This is a genomic window from Comamonas sp. F1-6 (assembly GCF_039581415.1).
Taxonomy (GTDB): domain Bacteria; phylum Pseudomonadota; class Gammaproteobacteria; order Burkholderiales; family Burkholderiaceae_C; genus Comamonas; species Comamonas thiooxydans.
Map to the genome: position 1 here is coordinate 1 of NZ_JBCPWN010000016.1, position 16,811 is coordinate 16,811.

At 59.8% G+C, this 16,811-nt stretch carries 12 protein-coding genes; 7 read left to right on the forward strand and 5 right to left on the reverse strand.

Features of this window, described 5'->3' with window-relative positions; all coding sequences use genetic code 11:
* Positions 1 to 631: substrate binding domain-containing protein (locus AAIL66_RS16160; RefSeq protein WP_343497221.1), on the forward strand; the 631-nt coding region annotated here is incomplete at its 5' end.
* A gap of 690 nt (positions 632 to 1,321) precedes the next feature.
* On the opposite strand, the gene gyrB is transcribed toward AAIL66_RS16160, so the two are convergent.
* The 3 genes from gyrB to dnaA all read right to left on the reverse strand — a co-directional run bounded on the left by gyrB (position 1,322) and on the right by dnaA (position 6,748).
* Entirely contained in the window at positions 1,322 to 3,889 is a 2,568-nt protein-coding gene (gene gyrB / locus AAIL66_RS16165) for a DNA topoisomerase (ATP-hydrolyzing) subunit B (protein WP_054073439.1), read from the reverse strand.
* 148 nt (positions 3,890 to 4,037) lie between these two features.
* The gene (gene dnaN / locus AAIL66_RS16170; protein WP_003064798.1) at positions 4,038 to 5,159 is read right to left on the reverse strand and encodes a DNA polymerase III subunit beta; all 1,122 of its coding nucleotides are present in this window, start codon (positions 5,157 to 5,159) and stop codon (positions 4,038 to 4,040) included.
* Positions 5,160 to 5,341: 182 nt separating this feature from the next.
* Positions 5,342 to 6,748, reverse strand: a complete 1,407-nt coding sequence (gene dnaA / locus AAIL66_RS16175; RefSeq protein ID WP_003064795.1) for a chromosomal replication initiator protein DnaA — start codon at positions 6,746 to 6,748, stop codon at positions 5,342 to 5,344.
* A 494-nt stretch (positions 6,749 to 7,242) separates the two neighbouring features.
* Between dnaA and rpmH the strand changes: the two genes are divergently transcribed.
* The 4 genes from rpmH (at position 7,243) to yidC (ending at position 10,004) form a co-directional block, all read left to right on the forward strand.
* Positions 7,243 to 7,377 (forward strand): 50S ribosomal protein L34, encoded by a 135-nt coding sequence (gene rpmH / locus AAIL66_RS16180; RefSeq protein WP_003060014.1) that lies wholly within the window; start codon positions 7,243 to 7,245, stop codon positions 7,375 to 7,377.
* Between the two features lie 64 nt (positions 7,378 to 7,441).
* Positions 7,442 to 7,999 (forward strand): ribonuclease P protein component, encoded by a 558-nt coding sequence (locus tag AAIL66_RS16185; RefSeq protein ID WP_343497222.1) that lies wholly within the window; start codon positions 7,442 to 7,444, stop codon positions 7,997 to 7,999.
* A complete protein-coding gene (yidD, locus tag AAIL66_RS16190; RefSeq protein ID WP_003064792.1) occupies positions 7,996 to 8,295 on the forward strand; it encodes a membrane protein insertion efficiency factor YidD in 300 nt (99 codons plus the stop codon). The genes AAIL66_RS16185 and yidD overlap by 4 nt, the downstream gene beginning before the upstream one ends.
* Complete coding sequence (gene yidC, locus AAIL66_RS16195) at positions 8,292 to 10,004, forward strand: membrane protein insertase YidC (protein ID WP_012840382.1); 1,713 nt, start codon at positions 8,292 to 8,294, stop codon at positions 10,002 to 10,004. Before yidD ends, yidC begins: the two co-directional genes overlap by 4 nt.
* A 116-nt stretch (positions 10,005 to 10,120) precedes the next feature.
* On the opposite strand, the gene AAIL66_RS16200 is transcribed toward yidC, so the two are convergent.
* Entirely contained in the window at positions 10,121 to 11,113 is a 993-nt protein-coding gene (locus AAIL66_RS16200; RefSeq protein WP_343497223.1) for a restriction endonuclease, read from the reverse strand.
* A gap of 56 nt (positions 11,114 to 11,169) precedes the next feature.
* Positions 11,170 to 12,597 carry a tRNA uridine-5-carboxymethylaminomethyl(34) synthesis GTPase MnmE gene (gene mnmE / locus AAIL66_RS16205; protein WP_034382417.1) on the reverse strand — a complete coding sequence of 476 codons (1,428 nt, stop codon included), beginning with the start codon at positions 12,595 to 12,597 and terminating at the stop codon, positions 11,170 to 11,172.
* Between the two features lie 141 nt (positions 12,598 to 12,738).
* Here mnmE and AAIL66_RS16210 point away from each other — a divergent pair, with 141 nt between their 5' ends.
* A complete protein-coding gene (locus AAIL66_RS16210; RefSeq protein ID WP_343497224.1) occupies positions 12,739 to 14,253 on the forward strand; it encodes a sulfatase-like hydrolase/transferase in 1,515 nt (504 codons plus the stop codon).
* A gap of 240 nt (positions 14,254 to 14,493) precedes the next feature.
* Entirely contained in the window at positions 14,494 to 16,803 is a 2,310-nt protein-coding gene (locus AAIL66_RS16215; RefSeq protein WP_012840379.1) for an NADP-dependent malic enzyme, read from the forward strand.
* Positions 16,804 to 16,811 lie beyond the last annotated feature (8 nt).

Here is a 16,811-nt window from a genome sequence, read left to right on the forward strand (position 1 = left end):
GTCTGATCTTGGGCGCAACCTGCTTCTGCTCTGGCTCAACGAATTCCAAGACCTTCACCCCAAGGTCGACATCCGGCTGCAGTTGTCGGACCGTATGGCCAACGTCTACAGCGACCCTGTAGACGCAGCCTTTCGTTACGGCAAGCCCCCGGACTCCAGTCTTGTTGCACTGCCACTGGCTCCTTCCAACCGCCGTGTGCTTTGTGCGTCCCCTGCCTATATCGCCAAATATGGTGTGCCAACAACACCGCACGAACTGTCTGCGCATGCGTGTCTGTGTTTCATGCTTGGTGACGAGATCCATGACAGGTGGCGCTTTTCATTTGGAGACGCCCCCGAAATCACAGTCCGAGTCAAGAGTGTGAATGTCTCCAATGACGGCGATGCAGTGCGCCGGTGGGCGCTTCTGGGAAAGGGCATTGTTTACAAAGCGGGCTTTGACGTGGCCACCGACCTGCTCGAAGGGCGGCTTCGCACCCTATGCCCCGAGTGGACAACCGAGGCGGCTCCGTTGTTTCTCGTAGTGCCCAGCCGACGCCAGTTGACGCCACTGGTGAGACACTTACGTGATTTCATCGCTCAACGCACCGCTGAATTGGAACAGCGCGCTTTTAAAAGCTGGATACAGTGAATCTATGCCCCAAAAGATGCGGAACGGCTTATTAAATGTCTGTCAAAAATAGGTATGTAATGCCAGCTGGAGACTTCCCTTATGAGCAAACTTTCCTGCTCAAATTGGGCTGCAGAAATGCGCATGCCCGTTAGCCACTGTCTGCTGCGCACCTGAAACCAGTCATTGAGGATCGACGCTTTTGGCACTCAGGAGAGCTACTACTTGGCTGAGACCGGCAGTCCGCCCTGAGAACTTGAGCGACAGCAATCGCTGCATCGCTGACATAGGCCGACGAGGCTCGAACGGCAGCAATGGGTCGGCAGTACCAGTTCATAAGCCGGGATAGCGGACTTCCAGCAACTTCCTTGGCTGCACTGCGGTCACGGTCAGCTGCTTACCTGAAACCTGTCCTTGAGTAGTTGCCAGTCTTGGCATTTGGATGACCGTTATGTAGCCGACCGATAGATCGTGATGCCGCGATGGACAATAGCAATCGCTGCACAGCAGTCGTCAATCACGATATGCCGAGCTGCAACGATGAGGTATTAAGCACGTCTCAGCAATGAAGGAACAGTAAAAAGGCTACCGATTGGTAGCCTTTTTTCGTACAAGAGGCCGATAGATTAGAACTCTTGCGAAGTGAGATTTGATAAATGTCTCAATAGATGCTTCTCAAAATCTCACCTTATGGGTCTCGCTACATGTACCTTACACGTCGATATTCCCCGCCCGCAGCGCGTTGTCTTCGATGAAGTTGCGGCGCGGTTCGACCTCGTCGCCCATGAGCATGGTGAAGACGCGGTCGGCCTCGATGGCGTCGCCGATCTTGACCTGCAGCAGGCTGCGGACGTTGGGGTCCATGGTGGTTTCCCAGAGCTGCTCGGGGTTCATTTCACCCAGGCCCTTGTAGCGCTGGCGACCCGTGGTGCGCTCGGCTTCGGAGATCAGCCAGGCCATGGCCTGACGGAAGTCGCCGACCTTTTCGGTCTTGGCCTTCTCGCCTTCGCCGCGCGTGACCTTGGCGCCTTCGCCCAGCAGGCCGACGAAGTTCTGCGCTTCGTCGGACAGAGCGGCGTAGTCATGGCTGCGCACGAACTCCTGGGTCAGGATGGAGCTCTTGATATTGCCGTGGTGATGGCGGCTGATGCGCAGGATGGGGTGCTCGCTGTTGGGGTCGATCTCGGCCGTCACATCGGCGGGCACGCCGGTGGTGGTCAGCTCGCGCAGCTTGGCTTCCAGAATCGGCGCGCACTCCTGGGCTTCTTCAATGGTGTCGAGCTTGATCTGCACGCCGTCGGCAATGGCGCGCAGGGCCTCGGCATCCATGAAGTTGGACAGGCGCTCGATGACGGTTTCGGCGGCCAGGTGCATGTTGGCCAGCTTGGCCAGCTCTTCGCCCTCGACGGTGCGCGGAGTGTCGCCGCCGGTGTTCACGCTGGCATGGTTCAGCGCGATCTTGAGCAGGTATTTGTTGAGGGCCGGGCCGTCCTTGAGGTAGAGCTCTTCCTTGCCGTTCTTGACCTTGTACAGCGGCGGCTGGGCGATGTAGATATGGCCGCGCTCGACCAGATCGGGCATCTGGCGGTAGAAGAAGGTCAGCAGCAGAGTTCGGATGTGGGCGCCGTCCACGTCCGCGTCGGTCATGATGATGATGCGGTGGTAGCGCAGCTTGTCGGGGTTGTAGTCGTCGCTGCTGCTCTTGCCAGAGTCTTCGCTGACCTTGCCGATGCCGGTGCCCAGGGCCGTGATCAGGGTGATGATTTCCTGGCTGGACAGCAGCTTTTCGTAGCGGGCCTTTTCCACGTTCAGGATCTTGCCGCGCAGCGGCAGGATGGCCTGGAACTTGCGATCGCGACCCTGCTTGGCGGAGCCGCCGGCGGAGTCACCCTCGACGATGTAGATTTCGCACAGCGCAGGATCTTTTTCCTGGCAGTCGGCCAGCTTGCCGGGCAGGCCCATGCCGTCGAGCACGCCCTTGCGGCGCGTCATTTCGCGGGCCTTGCGCGCGGCTTCACGGGCGCGGGCCGCCTCGATGATCTTGCCGCACAGGATCTTGGCGTCGTTGGGGTTTTCTTCGAGGAAGTCAGTCAGGCTCTTGGCCACGATGTCTTCCACGGGCGCTCGCACTTCCGAGCTGACCAGCTTGTCCTTGGTCTGGCTGGAGAACTTGGGCTCGGGCACCTTGACGCTGAGCACGGCGCACAGGCCTTCGCGCATGTCGTCGCCGGAGACTTCGACCTTGGCCTTCTTGGCCATTTCGTTGTCGGCGATGTATTTGCCGATCACGCGGGTCATGGCGGCGCGCAGGCCGGTCAGGTGGGTGCCGCCGTCACGCTGGGGAATGTTGTTGGTGAAGCACAGCACCTGCTCGGCATAGCTATCGTTCCACTGCATGGACACCTCGACACCGATTTCGGTGCCGGGAATGCCGCCATAGGTTTCCGCAGGGCGCGAGCCGTTGGCATGGAAGGTGGTGGGGTGCAGAACCTTCTTGGTGCCGTTGATGAACTGCACAAAGCCCTTGACGCCGCCGGCGCCCGAGAAGTCGTCTTCCTTGCCGTCGCGCTCGTCCTTCAAGCGGATGCGCACGCCGTTGTTCAGGAAGGACAGCTCGCGCAGGCGCTTGGCCAGGATTTCATAGCGGAACTCGAAGTTCTCCTTGAAGATTTCCTGGTCGGGCAGAAAGTGCACCTTGGTGCCGCGCTTGTCGCTGGCACCGACCACGCGCATGGGCGAGACTTCGGCGCCGTCTACGACTTCGATCAGGCGGTTTTGCACAAAGCCGCGCGAGAAGTCGATCTCGTGGCGTCGGCCGTCACGGCTGACGGTGAGCTTGAGCCAGACGGACAGCGCGTTCACGCAGGACACACCCACGCCGTGCAGGCCGCCCGAGACCTTGTAGCTGTTCTGGTTGAACTTGCCGCCGGCGTGCAGCTCGGTCAGCGCGATTTCGGCAGCCGAGCGCTTGGGCTCGTGCTTGTCGTCCATCTTCACGCCGGTGGGAATGCCGCGGCCGTTGTCGATGACGGACAGCGAACCGTCGGCATGGATGGTGACCAGAATGTCGTCGCAGTAGCCGGCCAGCGCTTCGTCGATGGAGTTGTCCACGACCTCGAAGACCAGGTGGTGCAGACCGGTGCCGTCCGAGGTGTCACCGATGTACATGCCTGGGCGCTTGCGCACCGCCTCCAGGCCTTCCAGGATCTGGATTGCGCCTTCGCCATAGCCGCCTGCATCTGCGGCGGTCTGGGTGTCTGGCTTGTTCTCTTCGGTCATGAAATTACCTTGCTGCTACAAGGTCAGGAGCTGTTGGCGCCTGACCTGCATAACTTTCAAATGAATACTTGCCTGAAATCATTACAGGACGAGCGGTAGCTGCTCCTGTTATTTCAGGCAATGAAATGGCTGGCTGCGTTCGGTCCACTCAGATGCGCATGGGCATCACGACGTACTTGAAGCTTTCGTTCTCGGGGATGGTGACCAGCGCCGAGCTGTTGCCGTCCTGCAGATCGATCTTGACCATGTCCTGGCTCATATTGGTGAGCACATCGATCAGGTAGGTCACGTTGAAGCCGATCTCGATGGTGTCGCCACCGTAGTCGATGTCGAGTTCGTCCATGGCCTCTTCCTGCTCGGCGTTGTTGGACGCCACGCGCAGCGTGCCAGGCTCGACCGACAGGCGCACGCCCTTGAACTTGTCGCTGGTCATGATGGCCGTGCGCTGCAGCGATGCCAGCAGCGGGGCGCGGCCCAGGGTCACGCTGTTGGTGTGGTTGCGCGGGATGACGCGGTTGTAGTCGGGGAACTTGCCCTCGACCAGCTTGGTCACGAACTCCATGCCGCCAAAGGTGAACTTGGCCTGGTTGTTGGCAAACTGCATCTCGATGACGGGCTGGTTCTCGCCGCTGGCGTCCGACAGCAGGCGCTGCAGCTCCAGCACGGTCTTGCGCGGCAGAATCACTTCCTGCTTGATGGGCACTTCCACGTCCAGCGTGGCGCTGGCCCAGGCCAGGCGGTGGCCGTCGGTGGCCACCAGGCTCAGGGTGTTGCCTTCGGCAACGAACAGAATGCCGTTGAGGTAGTAGCGGATGTCCTGCACGGCCATGGCGAAGGAGACCTGGCCCAGCAGGTCCTTGAGCACCTTCTGAGGCACGCTGAAGGCGGGGCCGAAGGCGGCCGATTCCTGCACCAGCGGGAAGTCTTCGGCGGGCAGGGTCTGCAGCGTGAAGCGGCTCTTGCCGCCTTTCAGAATCATCTTGGACTGCTGCGTCTCCAGGCTCACGGTCTGGTCGCCGGGCATGGTCTTCAGGATGTCGATCAGCTTGCGGGCACCGATGGTGGTGGTGAAGTCGCCGGCGTCGCCGCCCAGCTCGGCCGTGGTGCGGATCTGGATTTCCAGATCACTGGTTGTCAGCTGCAGTGCATTGCCGGTCTTCTTGATCAGCACATTGGCCAGAATGGGCAGCGTGTGGCGGCGCTCGACAATGCCGGCCACCGATTGCAGGACCGCGAGAACTTTGTCTTGTGTGGCTTTCAGGACGATCATGTCAACCTCAGTGATTTAAGTGCGCATTTGTTTTGACGCGGCGGCATCCGCAGGGCAGGGCGGACGCTCCCTCATGCCGCGTGAATTCCCCATTTTGCCCTGTGTGAGTGACATTCATGGGGGAGTTTTTCAGAGCGTGGTCATGATCTCTACGTCGGCGCGAGCAGATCGTGAACACGCTCTTAACCCTTGAGCGTTTGTTCCAGCACATGCAGCTGCTGGTTCAACTCGGTGTTGGTCTGGCGCTCGCCCGCAATCTTGCGTACGGCGTGCAGCACCGTGGTGTGGTCGCGGCCGCCAAACAGCTCGCCGATCTCGGGCAGGCTTTTTTGCGTCAGCTCCTTGGCCAGGTACATGGCAATCTGGCGCGGCCGGGCAATGCTGGCCGGGCGCTTCTTGCTATACATGTCGGCCACCTTGATCTTGTAGTAGTCAGCCACCGTCTTCTGGATGTTTTCCACAGAAATCTGGCGGTTCTGAATACTGAGCAGATCGCGCAGCGCCTCGCGGGCCAGCTGGATCGACACTTCCTTCTGGTTGAAGCGCGAATAGGCCAGGATCTTGCGCAGCGCGCCTTCGAGCTCACGCACGTTGGAGCGCACGTTCTTGGCCACGAAGAAGGCAACTTCCTCGGGCATGTCGGCGTTCTCGGCGCGGGCCTTGTTGATCAGAATCGCCACGCGCATTTCCAGCTCGGGCGGCTCGATGGCCACCGTCAGGCCCGAGTCGAAGCGCGAGACCAGGCGCTCGTGAATATTGGCCAGACCTTTGGGGTAGGTGTCGGACGTCATCACGATATGGCTCTTCTTGGCCAGCAGGGCCTCGAAGGCATTGAAGAACTCTTCCTGCGTACGGTCCTTGTTGGCGAAGAACTGCACATCGTCGATCAGCAGCAGGTCGAGCGAGTGGTAGCGTTCCTTGAACTCGTCGAAGGTGCGGCGCTGGTAGGCCTTGACCACATCCGAGACGAACTGCTCGGCATGGATGTAGAGAATCTTGGCGTCGGGCTTGTCCTTGAGCAGCTGGTTACCCACAGCATGCACCAGGTGAGTCTTACCAAGGCCGACACCGCCGTAGATGAACAGCGGGTTGTAGAGATGACCGGGCGAGCCTGCCACATGCATGGCGGCCGAGCGCGCCATGCGGTTGGCCGTACCTTCGACCAGCGTCTCGAAGGTGAGGGCCGGGTTCAATCGGGTGCGGAAAACCGGTGCGCTGGCCTCTTCGCTGGTGACGGTGGGCACGGCGACATTGTGCGTTTGCGGTGCAGCCTGCTGAGTCGATGAAGGAGGGCGCACATAAGTACGAACAACGCTTTCCCGCTGAGCAAGTGCTAACTCAAGAGTGACGGGTTGGCCGTAGAGCGACTCCAGCATGGCCGAGATGCGGCCTGCATACTGGGCACGGATCCAGTCCAGCTTGAAGCGGTTGGCCACATAGACGGTGACCTTGGAAAAATCTTCTGCAACGAGTGCCGTCAGCGGCTTGATCCAGGTGTTGAATTGCTGCTCTGGCAGCTCCTGACCCAGTTGCTCAACGCAGACCTGCCACAGGGCCTGGCCTGCATCATTGGTTGGTTCCTCTGTCATTGTCAAAAGTCTAATTGTGGATAGGAGGAACAGTTGCGGGGTTGGTATTGTAGCTTTTGCGGAAGTTATCCACAAAATATCAGAAGGCTGTCCCCGACTCCGGTGCGTTATAGGCTGCACATCCTAATAGATTGGCCGCCTGCTGTTTGTAAAGAATCTCTGGGCCGCGCAGGTGCTTGACGGGATACCCCGTGAGTCCTTAGCAAATTCAAGGGTCATTGCATCAAAGGCCCAACGCTGTGATAATCCCCGGTTTCCCTGAATGTGTTCAGGGTGATATGAGCCGGGCGCCTTTTTTGTGCGCGCGCGCCCAGTTGCTTTAGGCGCTGTGGCGGGTGCTTTGTTCCGTTTGTTGCCTTCTGGTCCGATGACATGCACGGCATGTGAAAAAATATCGGGTTTGGCGGTGACAGTGTGCGGCGCAAAACCGGAATGGTCGGGCGCAGACATGGCGCCTTGCCGACGCAAATACTGAACCTTCTCAAGGAACCAACATGAAACGTACTTACCAACCTTCCAAGATCCGCCGCGCCCGTACCCACGGTTTCCTGGTCCGCATGAAGACCAAGGGTGGCCGTGCCGTGATCAACGCACGTCGCGCCAAGGGCCGCAAGCGTCTGGCCGTCTAAGGCCGGCGTTGGCTAGCGGTCTGCTCATTCGCTGCGCTGAAGGCCTCTGAACGGAGGCTCTCCTATGCAAAGGCTGAAAACGCGTCCGCAATTCCAGGCCACCATGTCCGCGGGCACGATTGCCCGTACCCCGCACTTCGCCCTGCATCGCATGGAGCTGGTGGCCGAGGTTTCCGACATGGTTGCCAACCCCAGGACAGGGCCCGGATCGAACGATCCGCAGGCCCTGTTTGGCATTGGTGCCGTGCGCAAGCAGGCCTGGCTGGGTGCCATGGTGCCCAAGCGCTGGGCACGCCGCTCGGTCACGCGCCACACCATCAAGCGCCAGATCTACGCGGTGTCCTCGGATTACGAGGATGCCCTGCTGTGTGCTTCCTATGTGGTGCGCCTGCGCTCGGGGTTTGACCGTAAGCAATTCGTCAGTGCAACTTCGGATCAGCTCAAGGCAGCGGTCCGCAAGGAACTGCAACAGCTTTTTGCGACCGGGGCGCGCCGCCTGACGCAGGCCCGTCAGACCGCCGAGGCCGAGGTGGATTTGAAGAAGAATTCACCTCAAGCCATTGATGGTAAAGCGCGAGAAGCTACTGATTCAATAGCAAGTCAGCCGGAGAACCAGCCATGATGCAGCGACTGCTCATGGCTGTAGTGCGTGGCTACAGGCTGCTGCTCAGTCCCTGGCTGGGCTCGGCCTGTCGCTTCGAGCCGACCTGCTCGGCCTATTCCCTTCAAGCGCTGGAGCAACACGGCGCTGCGGTAGGCTCTTATCTGACGGTGCGCCGGCTGGCGCGTTGTCATCCGTGGTGTGACGGAGGGCATGATCCCGTGCCACAGCAAAAGCCCAGGCTGTTTTCCTTTCTGGACGATGCCTCGGACTCTTCCGCGACCACCCAACCTTCCTCACCTAAGAAGTCTTCATGAACGATATTCGCCGCACCATACTGTGGGTGATATTTGGCTTTTCCATGGTTTTGCTCTGGGACAAGTGGCAAATCCATAACGGCAAAAAGCCCACCTTCTTCCCATCGCCGCAGACGGTCAGTGCGCCTGCTGCGGCCGATGTCAAGCCTGCTGACGTCAGCGTGCCCCAGCCCGCAGCAGCAGCTTCTGCCGGCGATGTGCCCGGTGCCGCCAATGCCGCGGCTCAGCCCGCAGCAGCCGTGACGCCCCGTCAGGACGTGATCGTGGGCAGCGATGTGATGCGTCTGACCTTCGACAGCGAAGGCGGCACGCTGAAAGCTTCCGAGCTGCTCAAGTACTCCGACACCGTGGATGACAAGAAGCTCATGCAGGTGTTCGAGGAAAACGCCAAGCGTGTGTATCTGGGTCAGACCGGCCTGATCGGCGGCAACTTCCCCACGCACAAGACTCCCATGACCGTGATGCCCGGCGAGCGCGAGCTCAAGGACGGTCAGGACAGCGTGCAAGTGCGCTTCGAGTCGGCCGACCAGGGTGGCGTGAAGCTGGTCAAGACCTTCACGCTCAAGCGCGGCTCCTATGCCGTCGATGTGCAGCACGATGTGGTCAACACCGGCTCTGCCGCCGTGAACCCCCAGCTGTACATGCAGCTGGTGCGCGACGGCAACAAGCCCGAGCATGAGTCCACGTTCTACTCCACCTTCACCGGCCCGGCCGTCTATACCGAAGCCAAGAAGTACCACAAGGTCGAGTTCAAGGACATCGAGAACGGCAAGGCCGAAGTCGACAAGGCATCTTCCAATGGCTATGTGGCCATGGTGCAGCACTACTTCGCCAGTGCCTGGCTGCTGGCCGACGGCATCCAGCGTGACAACTTCGTGCGCAAGGTGGGTGACAACCTCTACGCCGTGGGCATGATCACGCCCGTGGGCACCGTGGAGCCCGGCCAGACCAAGACCGTGAGCTCGCGCCTGTTCTCCGGCCCTCAGGTCGAGCCCATGCTGGAAAAGCTCTCGCCCGGTCTGGAACTGGTCAAGGACTATGGCTGGCTGACGATTCTGGCCAAGCCGCTGTACTGGCTGCTGTCCGAGCTGCACAAGTTCATCGGCAACTGGGGCTGGTCCATCGTGGCCCTGGTGGTGCTGCTGAAGATTGCCTTCTACTGGCTCAACGCCAAGGCTTACTCCTCGATGGCCAAGATGAAGGCCATCAACCCCCGCATTCAGGAAATGCGCGAGCGTCTGAAGGACAAGCCCCAGCAGATGCAGCAGGAGATGATGCGCATCTACCGCGAGGAGAAGGTCAACCCCATGGGCGGCTGCCTGCCCATCGTCATTCAGATCCCTGTCTTCATGGCTCTGTACTGGGTGCTGCAATCCAGCGTGGAAATTCGCAATGCGCCCTGGATTGGCTGGATTCATGACCTTTCGGTGCCGGATCCCTTCTTCATCCTGCCGCTGCTGATGACTCTGTCCTCGCTGCTGCAGACCGCCCTGAACCCCGCTCCTCCTGACCCCATGCAGGCCAAGATGATGTGGATCATGCCGCTGATGTTCAGCGTGATGTTCTTCTTCTTCCCCTCGGGTCTGGTGCTGTACTGGCTGACGAACAACATTCTGTCGATCGCTCAGCAGTGGATCATCAACAAGCGCATGGGCGTGCCGCCTCAGTTCAACCTGCCGAAGTTCGGCAAGGCTGCCGAAGGCAAGTAAGCACGGCGCCAGCGCCAACAAAAACGCCACCTGAAAAGGTGGCGTTTTTTTATGGGACGAATAAGGGCAGATTTCGTTGGTTGCCAACGATGTTGATGCGCCGTCTGATCAAAGATCTATGCAGGCCAATACAGTCGCTTTGGTGGAATGAGGCGCTTGGTCTCGGCATCGGTGGCATCGTAGTGCTCGATTAATGCACGGACTACATGCTCTAGTGTCCACATCGCCAATGGGATGGAGGCACGATCTGCTTCGTACAGTGCATCCTTGGTAAAGCCGCCTGTGCTTACATACAGACCCCGGTCATCCTTGTGTCGGCCACCGAGGAAGCTGCGGATATCCTGGCTACCCATCTGCTCCTTGCGGTGCTTGACCTCAACGACGATGCGAGGGTGTTCAAAGCCAAAACCATCGGGCGATGCAACAATGTCTTTGCCCCGGTCTGCTCCATCTGGCGACACCTGTGTCTTGTAGCCCATGGCTCGCAGGATGCCTGCGACGACCTCTTGCATCTCTTTCCAGCTCAGATTGACGATGAGGTCCTTGATCTGCTCTCGCGCACGTTCCTCAATGCCACTCAGTGGGTCAATTGTTTCTTCTTCTACTTCGTATGCCTGTATTGGGGCTGGCTTGCCCTTTAGTGCGGCTTGTATTTCGTTTGCTGCGCTGGACGGGACTTCAAACAGAGTCAGGGTTGAGCCCAGGCTGTTTTTTGTACTGGCGCTAAGACTGTCGCGTGCGAGTTCTTGCATTTGCCACTGAACCTTGCGCACCAAAGACAAGCCCTGCTCGGCCGATTCTGGGCGGTGCTCGGATGGCCCCATAACTTTGCCGATCGAGTAGAGGCGGTTGGCTGGTGAGTAAGTAATGATCCAGTCGCCGTCTTGGATTTCATTGACGAAACGCCAGACCTGCGAAGCGCCCGATATCACGCTGCCTTGCTTGGACTGCGGCTCCATGGATTGAAAGAGTGCAATTAACTGCTTTCGGTCAACTCCAGGCTTGGCATGTGGCGCCAACTGACTCCAGCCGACGGCGACCAGGCCTTGCTCTCGGAAAGCATCGTACAGACTGCCGCCTTCGCCTCGTACCATCCACATCCGTGCCATAAAAGTCCTTTTTGAGTGGGTGTCGGTCCACTATTTCTGCTGACGGAACACCAGAGTTATTTGCCAATGCAGAAGCTGGAGAAGATCACCCCCAGCAGGTCGTCGGAGCTGAATTCGCCGGTAATAGAGTTCAGCGACAGCTGGGCCAGGCGCAGCTCCTCGGCCAGCAGGTCCAGATGGGCGGATTGAGCGGCCAGCTGCTCGTCGGCCATCTCCAGATGGGCATCCACGGCCTGCAGGGCTTCCACATGGCGGGCGCGGGCCAGGTACAGGCCTTCGGGGGCGGATTGCCAGCCCGCCACTTCCAGCAGGCGCTTGCGCAGCGCATCCAGGCCATCGCCGGTACGGGCCGACAAGGCGATCTGCTCGGCATTGAGCTGGGCGGTGTGGCGGGACTGCACGTCGGCAGCCGCCATATCGGTCTTGTTCCAGACATGGATGACCGGTACCTGCGCGGGCAGCTTGTCCTGCAGGGTGCGGGCGATATCGGCATCGGCTGCCGCATAGTCGGCCTGTTCCACGCGGGTCAGGTCGTGCAGGAAGAGCACGGCATCGGCTGCTGCAATCTCGTCCCAGGCGCGTGCAATGCCGATGCGCTCCACCTCGTCATCGCTGTCACGCAGGCCTGCGGTGTCGATCACATGCAGGGGCACGCCCTCGATCTGAATCGTCTGCTGCACCTTGTCGCGCGTGGTTCCGGCAATGGGGGTGACAATGGCCAGCTCGGCCCCCGCCAGCGCGTTGAGCAGCGAGCTTTTGCCCGCATTGGGCTGGCCGGCAATCACCACCTTGATGCCTTCGCGCAGCAGCGCGCCCTGATGGGCGCGTGCCAGCACGGCAGTGACCTGGGCGCGCAGGCGCTCGAGTTGGCCAAAGGCATCGGCCTTTTGCAGAAAGTCGATTTCCTCCTCGGGGAAGTCCAGTGTGGCCTCCACCAGCATGCGCAGATGCACCAGGGCATCGCGCAGCACATGGATTTCCTGCGAAAACGCGCCGGACAGCGAACGGCTGGCACTGCGCGCGGCGGCTTCGGTGCTGGCATCGATGAGGTCGGCAATCGCCTCGGCCTGGGCCAGGTCGATCTTGTCGTTGAGAAAAGCACGCTCGGTGAACTCGCCGGGCTGGGCCAGGCGCAGCCCAGTCAGCACCGGCTTGCCGTCTTCATTGGCGCTCTGTGCTGCTTCCAGACAGCGTGCCAGCAGCAACTGCAGCACCACGGGGCCGCCATGGGCCTGCAGTTCCAGCACATCCTCGCCCGTGTAGCTGTGCGGGCCGGGAAAGTAGATGGCCAGGCCATGGTCTATGGGCGAGCCGCCCGCGTCCCTGAAAGGCAGATAAGTCGCTTCGCGCGGTTTCAGCTCCTTGCCGCAGAGCGTCCGTACCAGCGCAGCAATGCCTTTGCCGGAGACCCGAACAATGCCCACGGCACCACGCCCCGGAGCGGTGGCAATGGCGGCAATCGGGTCGTTGTGGCGGGGAAGCATGGGCGGACTTTCGGTCGAGAAGAGAAACCGCGAATCATAGCCCTGCGGGTCAAGTCCTAGGAAATCAGTGGTGAGCGCTGCTTGGGCGGCTATTTAACAAAAGAAGTATTTCATACAATCGTCACAAATCTGTCACGAAAAATGAATATATCTTCCTTTGCAATGAGACTGGGCTCTCTACTCGCCTGGATATTGCTTTTTTCACCTCCGTTTCTCATTCGCTCATATGGAAAAGAAGTGGGCTACACGCTGTTGGCCGCGCTGTTCTTCTATCCTTTGGCGCTGTCCCGAAAGTCTCTGGCGATCTGTATTCCACTTCTGATTTTTATCGGCGCTGCGAATATTTTTCATGCCCAGTTTTTGGGAAACATGATCGATGAGTTTTCCCTTGCCACGCTGCTGCGCACCGAGACTCACGAGGCAGCCGAGTTCCTGAGCTCGATCAATCGTCAGATGGTTCTTGTCGTGCTGTGCTGGCTGGTGGCAAGTTTCGGATGTGGCTACTTTCTCTTTAAAAACTGCAAGGCTGGAGCAGCTCCATTTCAGAAATGGGAGAAAAGAATACTGCTGGGCATAGGATTGCTCTGGACCAGCTTTTTTGCCTTTGGCGTGACTCAGCAGTTCACCGTCAATGACTATGTGCATAAACTGCGTCATATCTATCCCATGCATATGGCCAAGGCTGCAGTGCGTTATGGAGATCTGGAAAAAGAGGTTTTCTATCAGCCGACACTGCCTGCCAGGCCAAGTGCATCTCAGGCAAACACCTTGGTGGTGATTATTGGTGAGAGCGCCAGCAGCCATCGCTGGTCGCTATTGGGCTATCAGGAAGACGATACCAATCAGTCACTGAGGCAGGTTTCCGGTTTGCGTACCTACAAGGTCATGGCTCATGGCTTCAATACGGCAAAGGCGCTGCCCTATATTTTGACGGGGCAGTCTGCTTTCGACAGCCAGAAAAATGCCTCGCCTTCGTTCCTGGATTTGGCTCGGCATGCTGGCTACAAGACCTTTGTCTTTTCCAACTCCAGATTCAATGACAAGAGCGAGGATATGTACTCGCAGATATTGCGTCGCTCTGCGGATGTCTATGCCAAGGTGGGCAATGGGGCACATGACGAAGTGATGACGACTTGGCTGGAGAAGTCGCTGGCGGATGAAGCGTCACATAAGCTAGTGGTTCTTCATACCTATGGCAGTCATCCCGATATCTCCCAGCGCTACCCTCGTTCCCGCTATGAGGGCGCAGATGCATACGATAACTCGATTCGCTATACCTCGGACCTGCTGGCCGACTGGATTCGCATGCTGGATGAAGCGTCTGACGCGCCCAGCGCGCTGCTTTACGTGTCTGATCATGGCCTTGGAGTTCCTCCTTGTGTGGACAGCCCTCGCCAGGGCAATGATCAGTCAGTGCTGGAGGTGCCACTGGCATATTGGGCGAACGAGGCAATGAGGGGTCTGCAAGGGAGTGAAGAGGTGGCGATCTCTGAAAGTCCTATGGCACACAGCACGACTCTGGCGCCCGAGATATTGATTGCAGCTCAGGGATACGACGTCAGCACGGCGATGCCGCATTTGCAGGACAGCCGGAAGCTGCATTTCGATGGCGTGCCTTATGCCGAGCTCTATCGCGACGATGCCTGCACGCCCTGAGGTGCAAAATCTCCATGTGTTATGCATCGTTCGCATAATGTTATGATTTTGTTTGCATTGTTATTGAACAGTCATGGCTGTTTGACCTTAAACGCCGAGCTGCACCCCCTCTTTTTTTGATAGCACTCGGCCTACAATCCAAAATCCGATTTCATCGTCCGCAGGAGCGCAGGGGCCGGGCTGTGTGCCCATAGAGAGTCCTTACTGCGGATGACTTACTTTGCGAGCTGGAGACCGCTGATGTCCGACACCAAGCCCATTACCTCGATTGATAAACGTGCGTTGCTGCGTCAGGCGGCACTGGAGTATCACGAGTTCCCCAAGCCCGGCAAGGTGGCCATCACGGCAACCAAGCCCATGGCCAATCAGCATGATCTGGCCCTGGCCTACTCGCCCGGCGTGGCTGCGCCCTGCGAGGAAATCGTCAAGGACCCGGCTGCGGCCTTCAAATACACCAGCCGCGGCAACCTGGTGGGCGTGATCTCCAACGGCACGGCAGTGCTGGGCCTGGGCGACATCGGTGCGCTGGCCTCCAAGCCCGTGATGGAGGGCAAGGGCGTGCTGTTCAAGAAGTTCGCCGGCGTCGATGTGTTCGATATCGAGATCGACGAGAAGGACCCGCAAAAGCTGGTCGACGTGATTGCTGCGCTGGAGCCCACCTTCGGTGCCATCAACCTCGAAGACATCAAGGCGCCCGAGTGCTTCTTCGTGGAGCGCGAGCTGCGCAAGCGCATGAACATTCCCGTCTTCCACGACGACCAGCACGGCACGGCCATTACGGTGGCAGCGGCCATGGTCAACGCGCTCAAGGTAGCGGGCAAGAAGATCGAAGAGGTCAAGCTGGTGGCTTCGGGCGCCGGCGCCGCGGCCCTGGCCTGCCTGAACCTGCTGCTGGAAGTGGGCCTGAAGCGCGAGAACGTGTTCGTGACCGACATTGCCGGCGTGGTCTACGAGGGCCGTACCGAGCTGATGGATCCGGACAAGGCGCTGTTTGCCCAGAAGACCGAGCTGCGCACGCTGGGTGAGGTGATTGAGGGCGCCGACGCCTTCCTGGGCCTGTCCGCCGGCAACGTGCTCAAACAGGACATGGTCAAGAAGATGGCGGCCAGGCCCATCATCTTCGCGTTGGCCAACCCCAACCCGGAAATCATTCCTGAAGATGTGAAGGCGGTGCGCGACGACGCCATCATCGCCACGGGCCGCACGGACTACCCCAACCAGGTCAACAACGTCCTGTGCTTCCCCTACATCTTCCGTGGCGCGCTGGACTGCGGTGCGACCACGATCACCACCTCGATGGAGATCGCCTGCGTGCACGCGATTGCCGCGCTGGCCCAGGCCGAGCAGTCCGAAGAAGTGGCAGCCGCCTATGTGGGCGAAGTGCTGAGCTTCGGCCCCGAGTACCTGATTCCCAAGCCCTTCGATCCGCGCCTGATGCTGATCGTGGCGCCCGCGGTGGCCCAGGCTGCGGCCGAAGCCGGTGTGGCCAAGCGCCCCATCCAGGACATGGATGCCTATCGCGAGCACCTGAAGACCTTTGTCTACGCCTCCGGCACCATGATGAAGCCCATCGTGCACGCCGCCAAGAAGGCCACCAAGAAGCGCGTGGCCTATGCCGAGGGCGAGGAAGAGCGCATCCTGCGCGCGGCCCAGATCGTGGTGGACGAACGCATTGCGCGTCCGACACTGATCGGCCGCCCCGCCATCATTGCCCAGCGCATCGAGAAGTTCGGCCTGCGCATGAAGGAAGGCGCCGATTACGACGTGGTCAACGTCGAGCATGACGAGCGCTACCGCGACTTCTGGCAGAGCTATCACCGCATGACGGAGCGCAAGGGCATCACCGCGCCCATCGCCAAGATCGAAATGCGCCGCCGCCTGACGCTGATTGGCTCCATGCTGCTGCACAAGGGCGAGGTCGACGGCCTGATCTGCGGCACCTGGAACAACACCAATGTGCACCTGAACTACATCGATCAGGTCATCGGCAAGCGCAGCGGCGTGGCCACCTATGCCTGCATGAACGGCCTGCTGCTGCCCGAGCGCCAGGTGTTCCTGGTCGACACCCATGTCAACTACGACCCCACGGCCGAGCAATTGGCCGAGATCACCATCATGGCCGCCGAGGAAATGATGCGCTTCGGCATCAAGCCCAAGGCTGCGCTGCTGAGCCACTCCAACTTCGGCTCCAGCAACCAGCCCAGCGCCGTCAAGATGCGCCAGACCCTGGAGCTGCTGCGCGAGCAGGCGCCATGGCTGGAAGTGGATGGCGAAATGCACGGCGATGTGGCCCTGGACGGCAAGGCCCGCGCCAAGCTCATGCCCAACAGCACGCTGCTGGGTGATGCCAACCTGCTGGTTTCGCCCAACATCGACGCCGCCAACATCAGCTACAACCTGCTCAAGCAGGCTGCCGGCGGCGGCATTGCGGTAGGTCCGGTGCTGCTGGGTGCGGCCAAGCCCGTGCATGTGCTGACTCCCAGCACCACGGTACGCCGTATCGTGAACATGACGGCGCTGACCGTGGCCGACGCCAACGTCAGCCGTTAATTACGCGG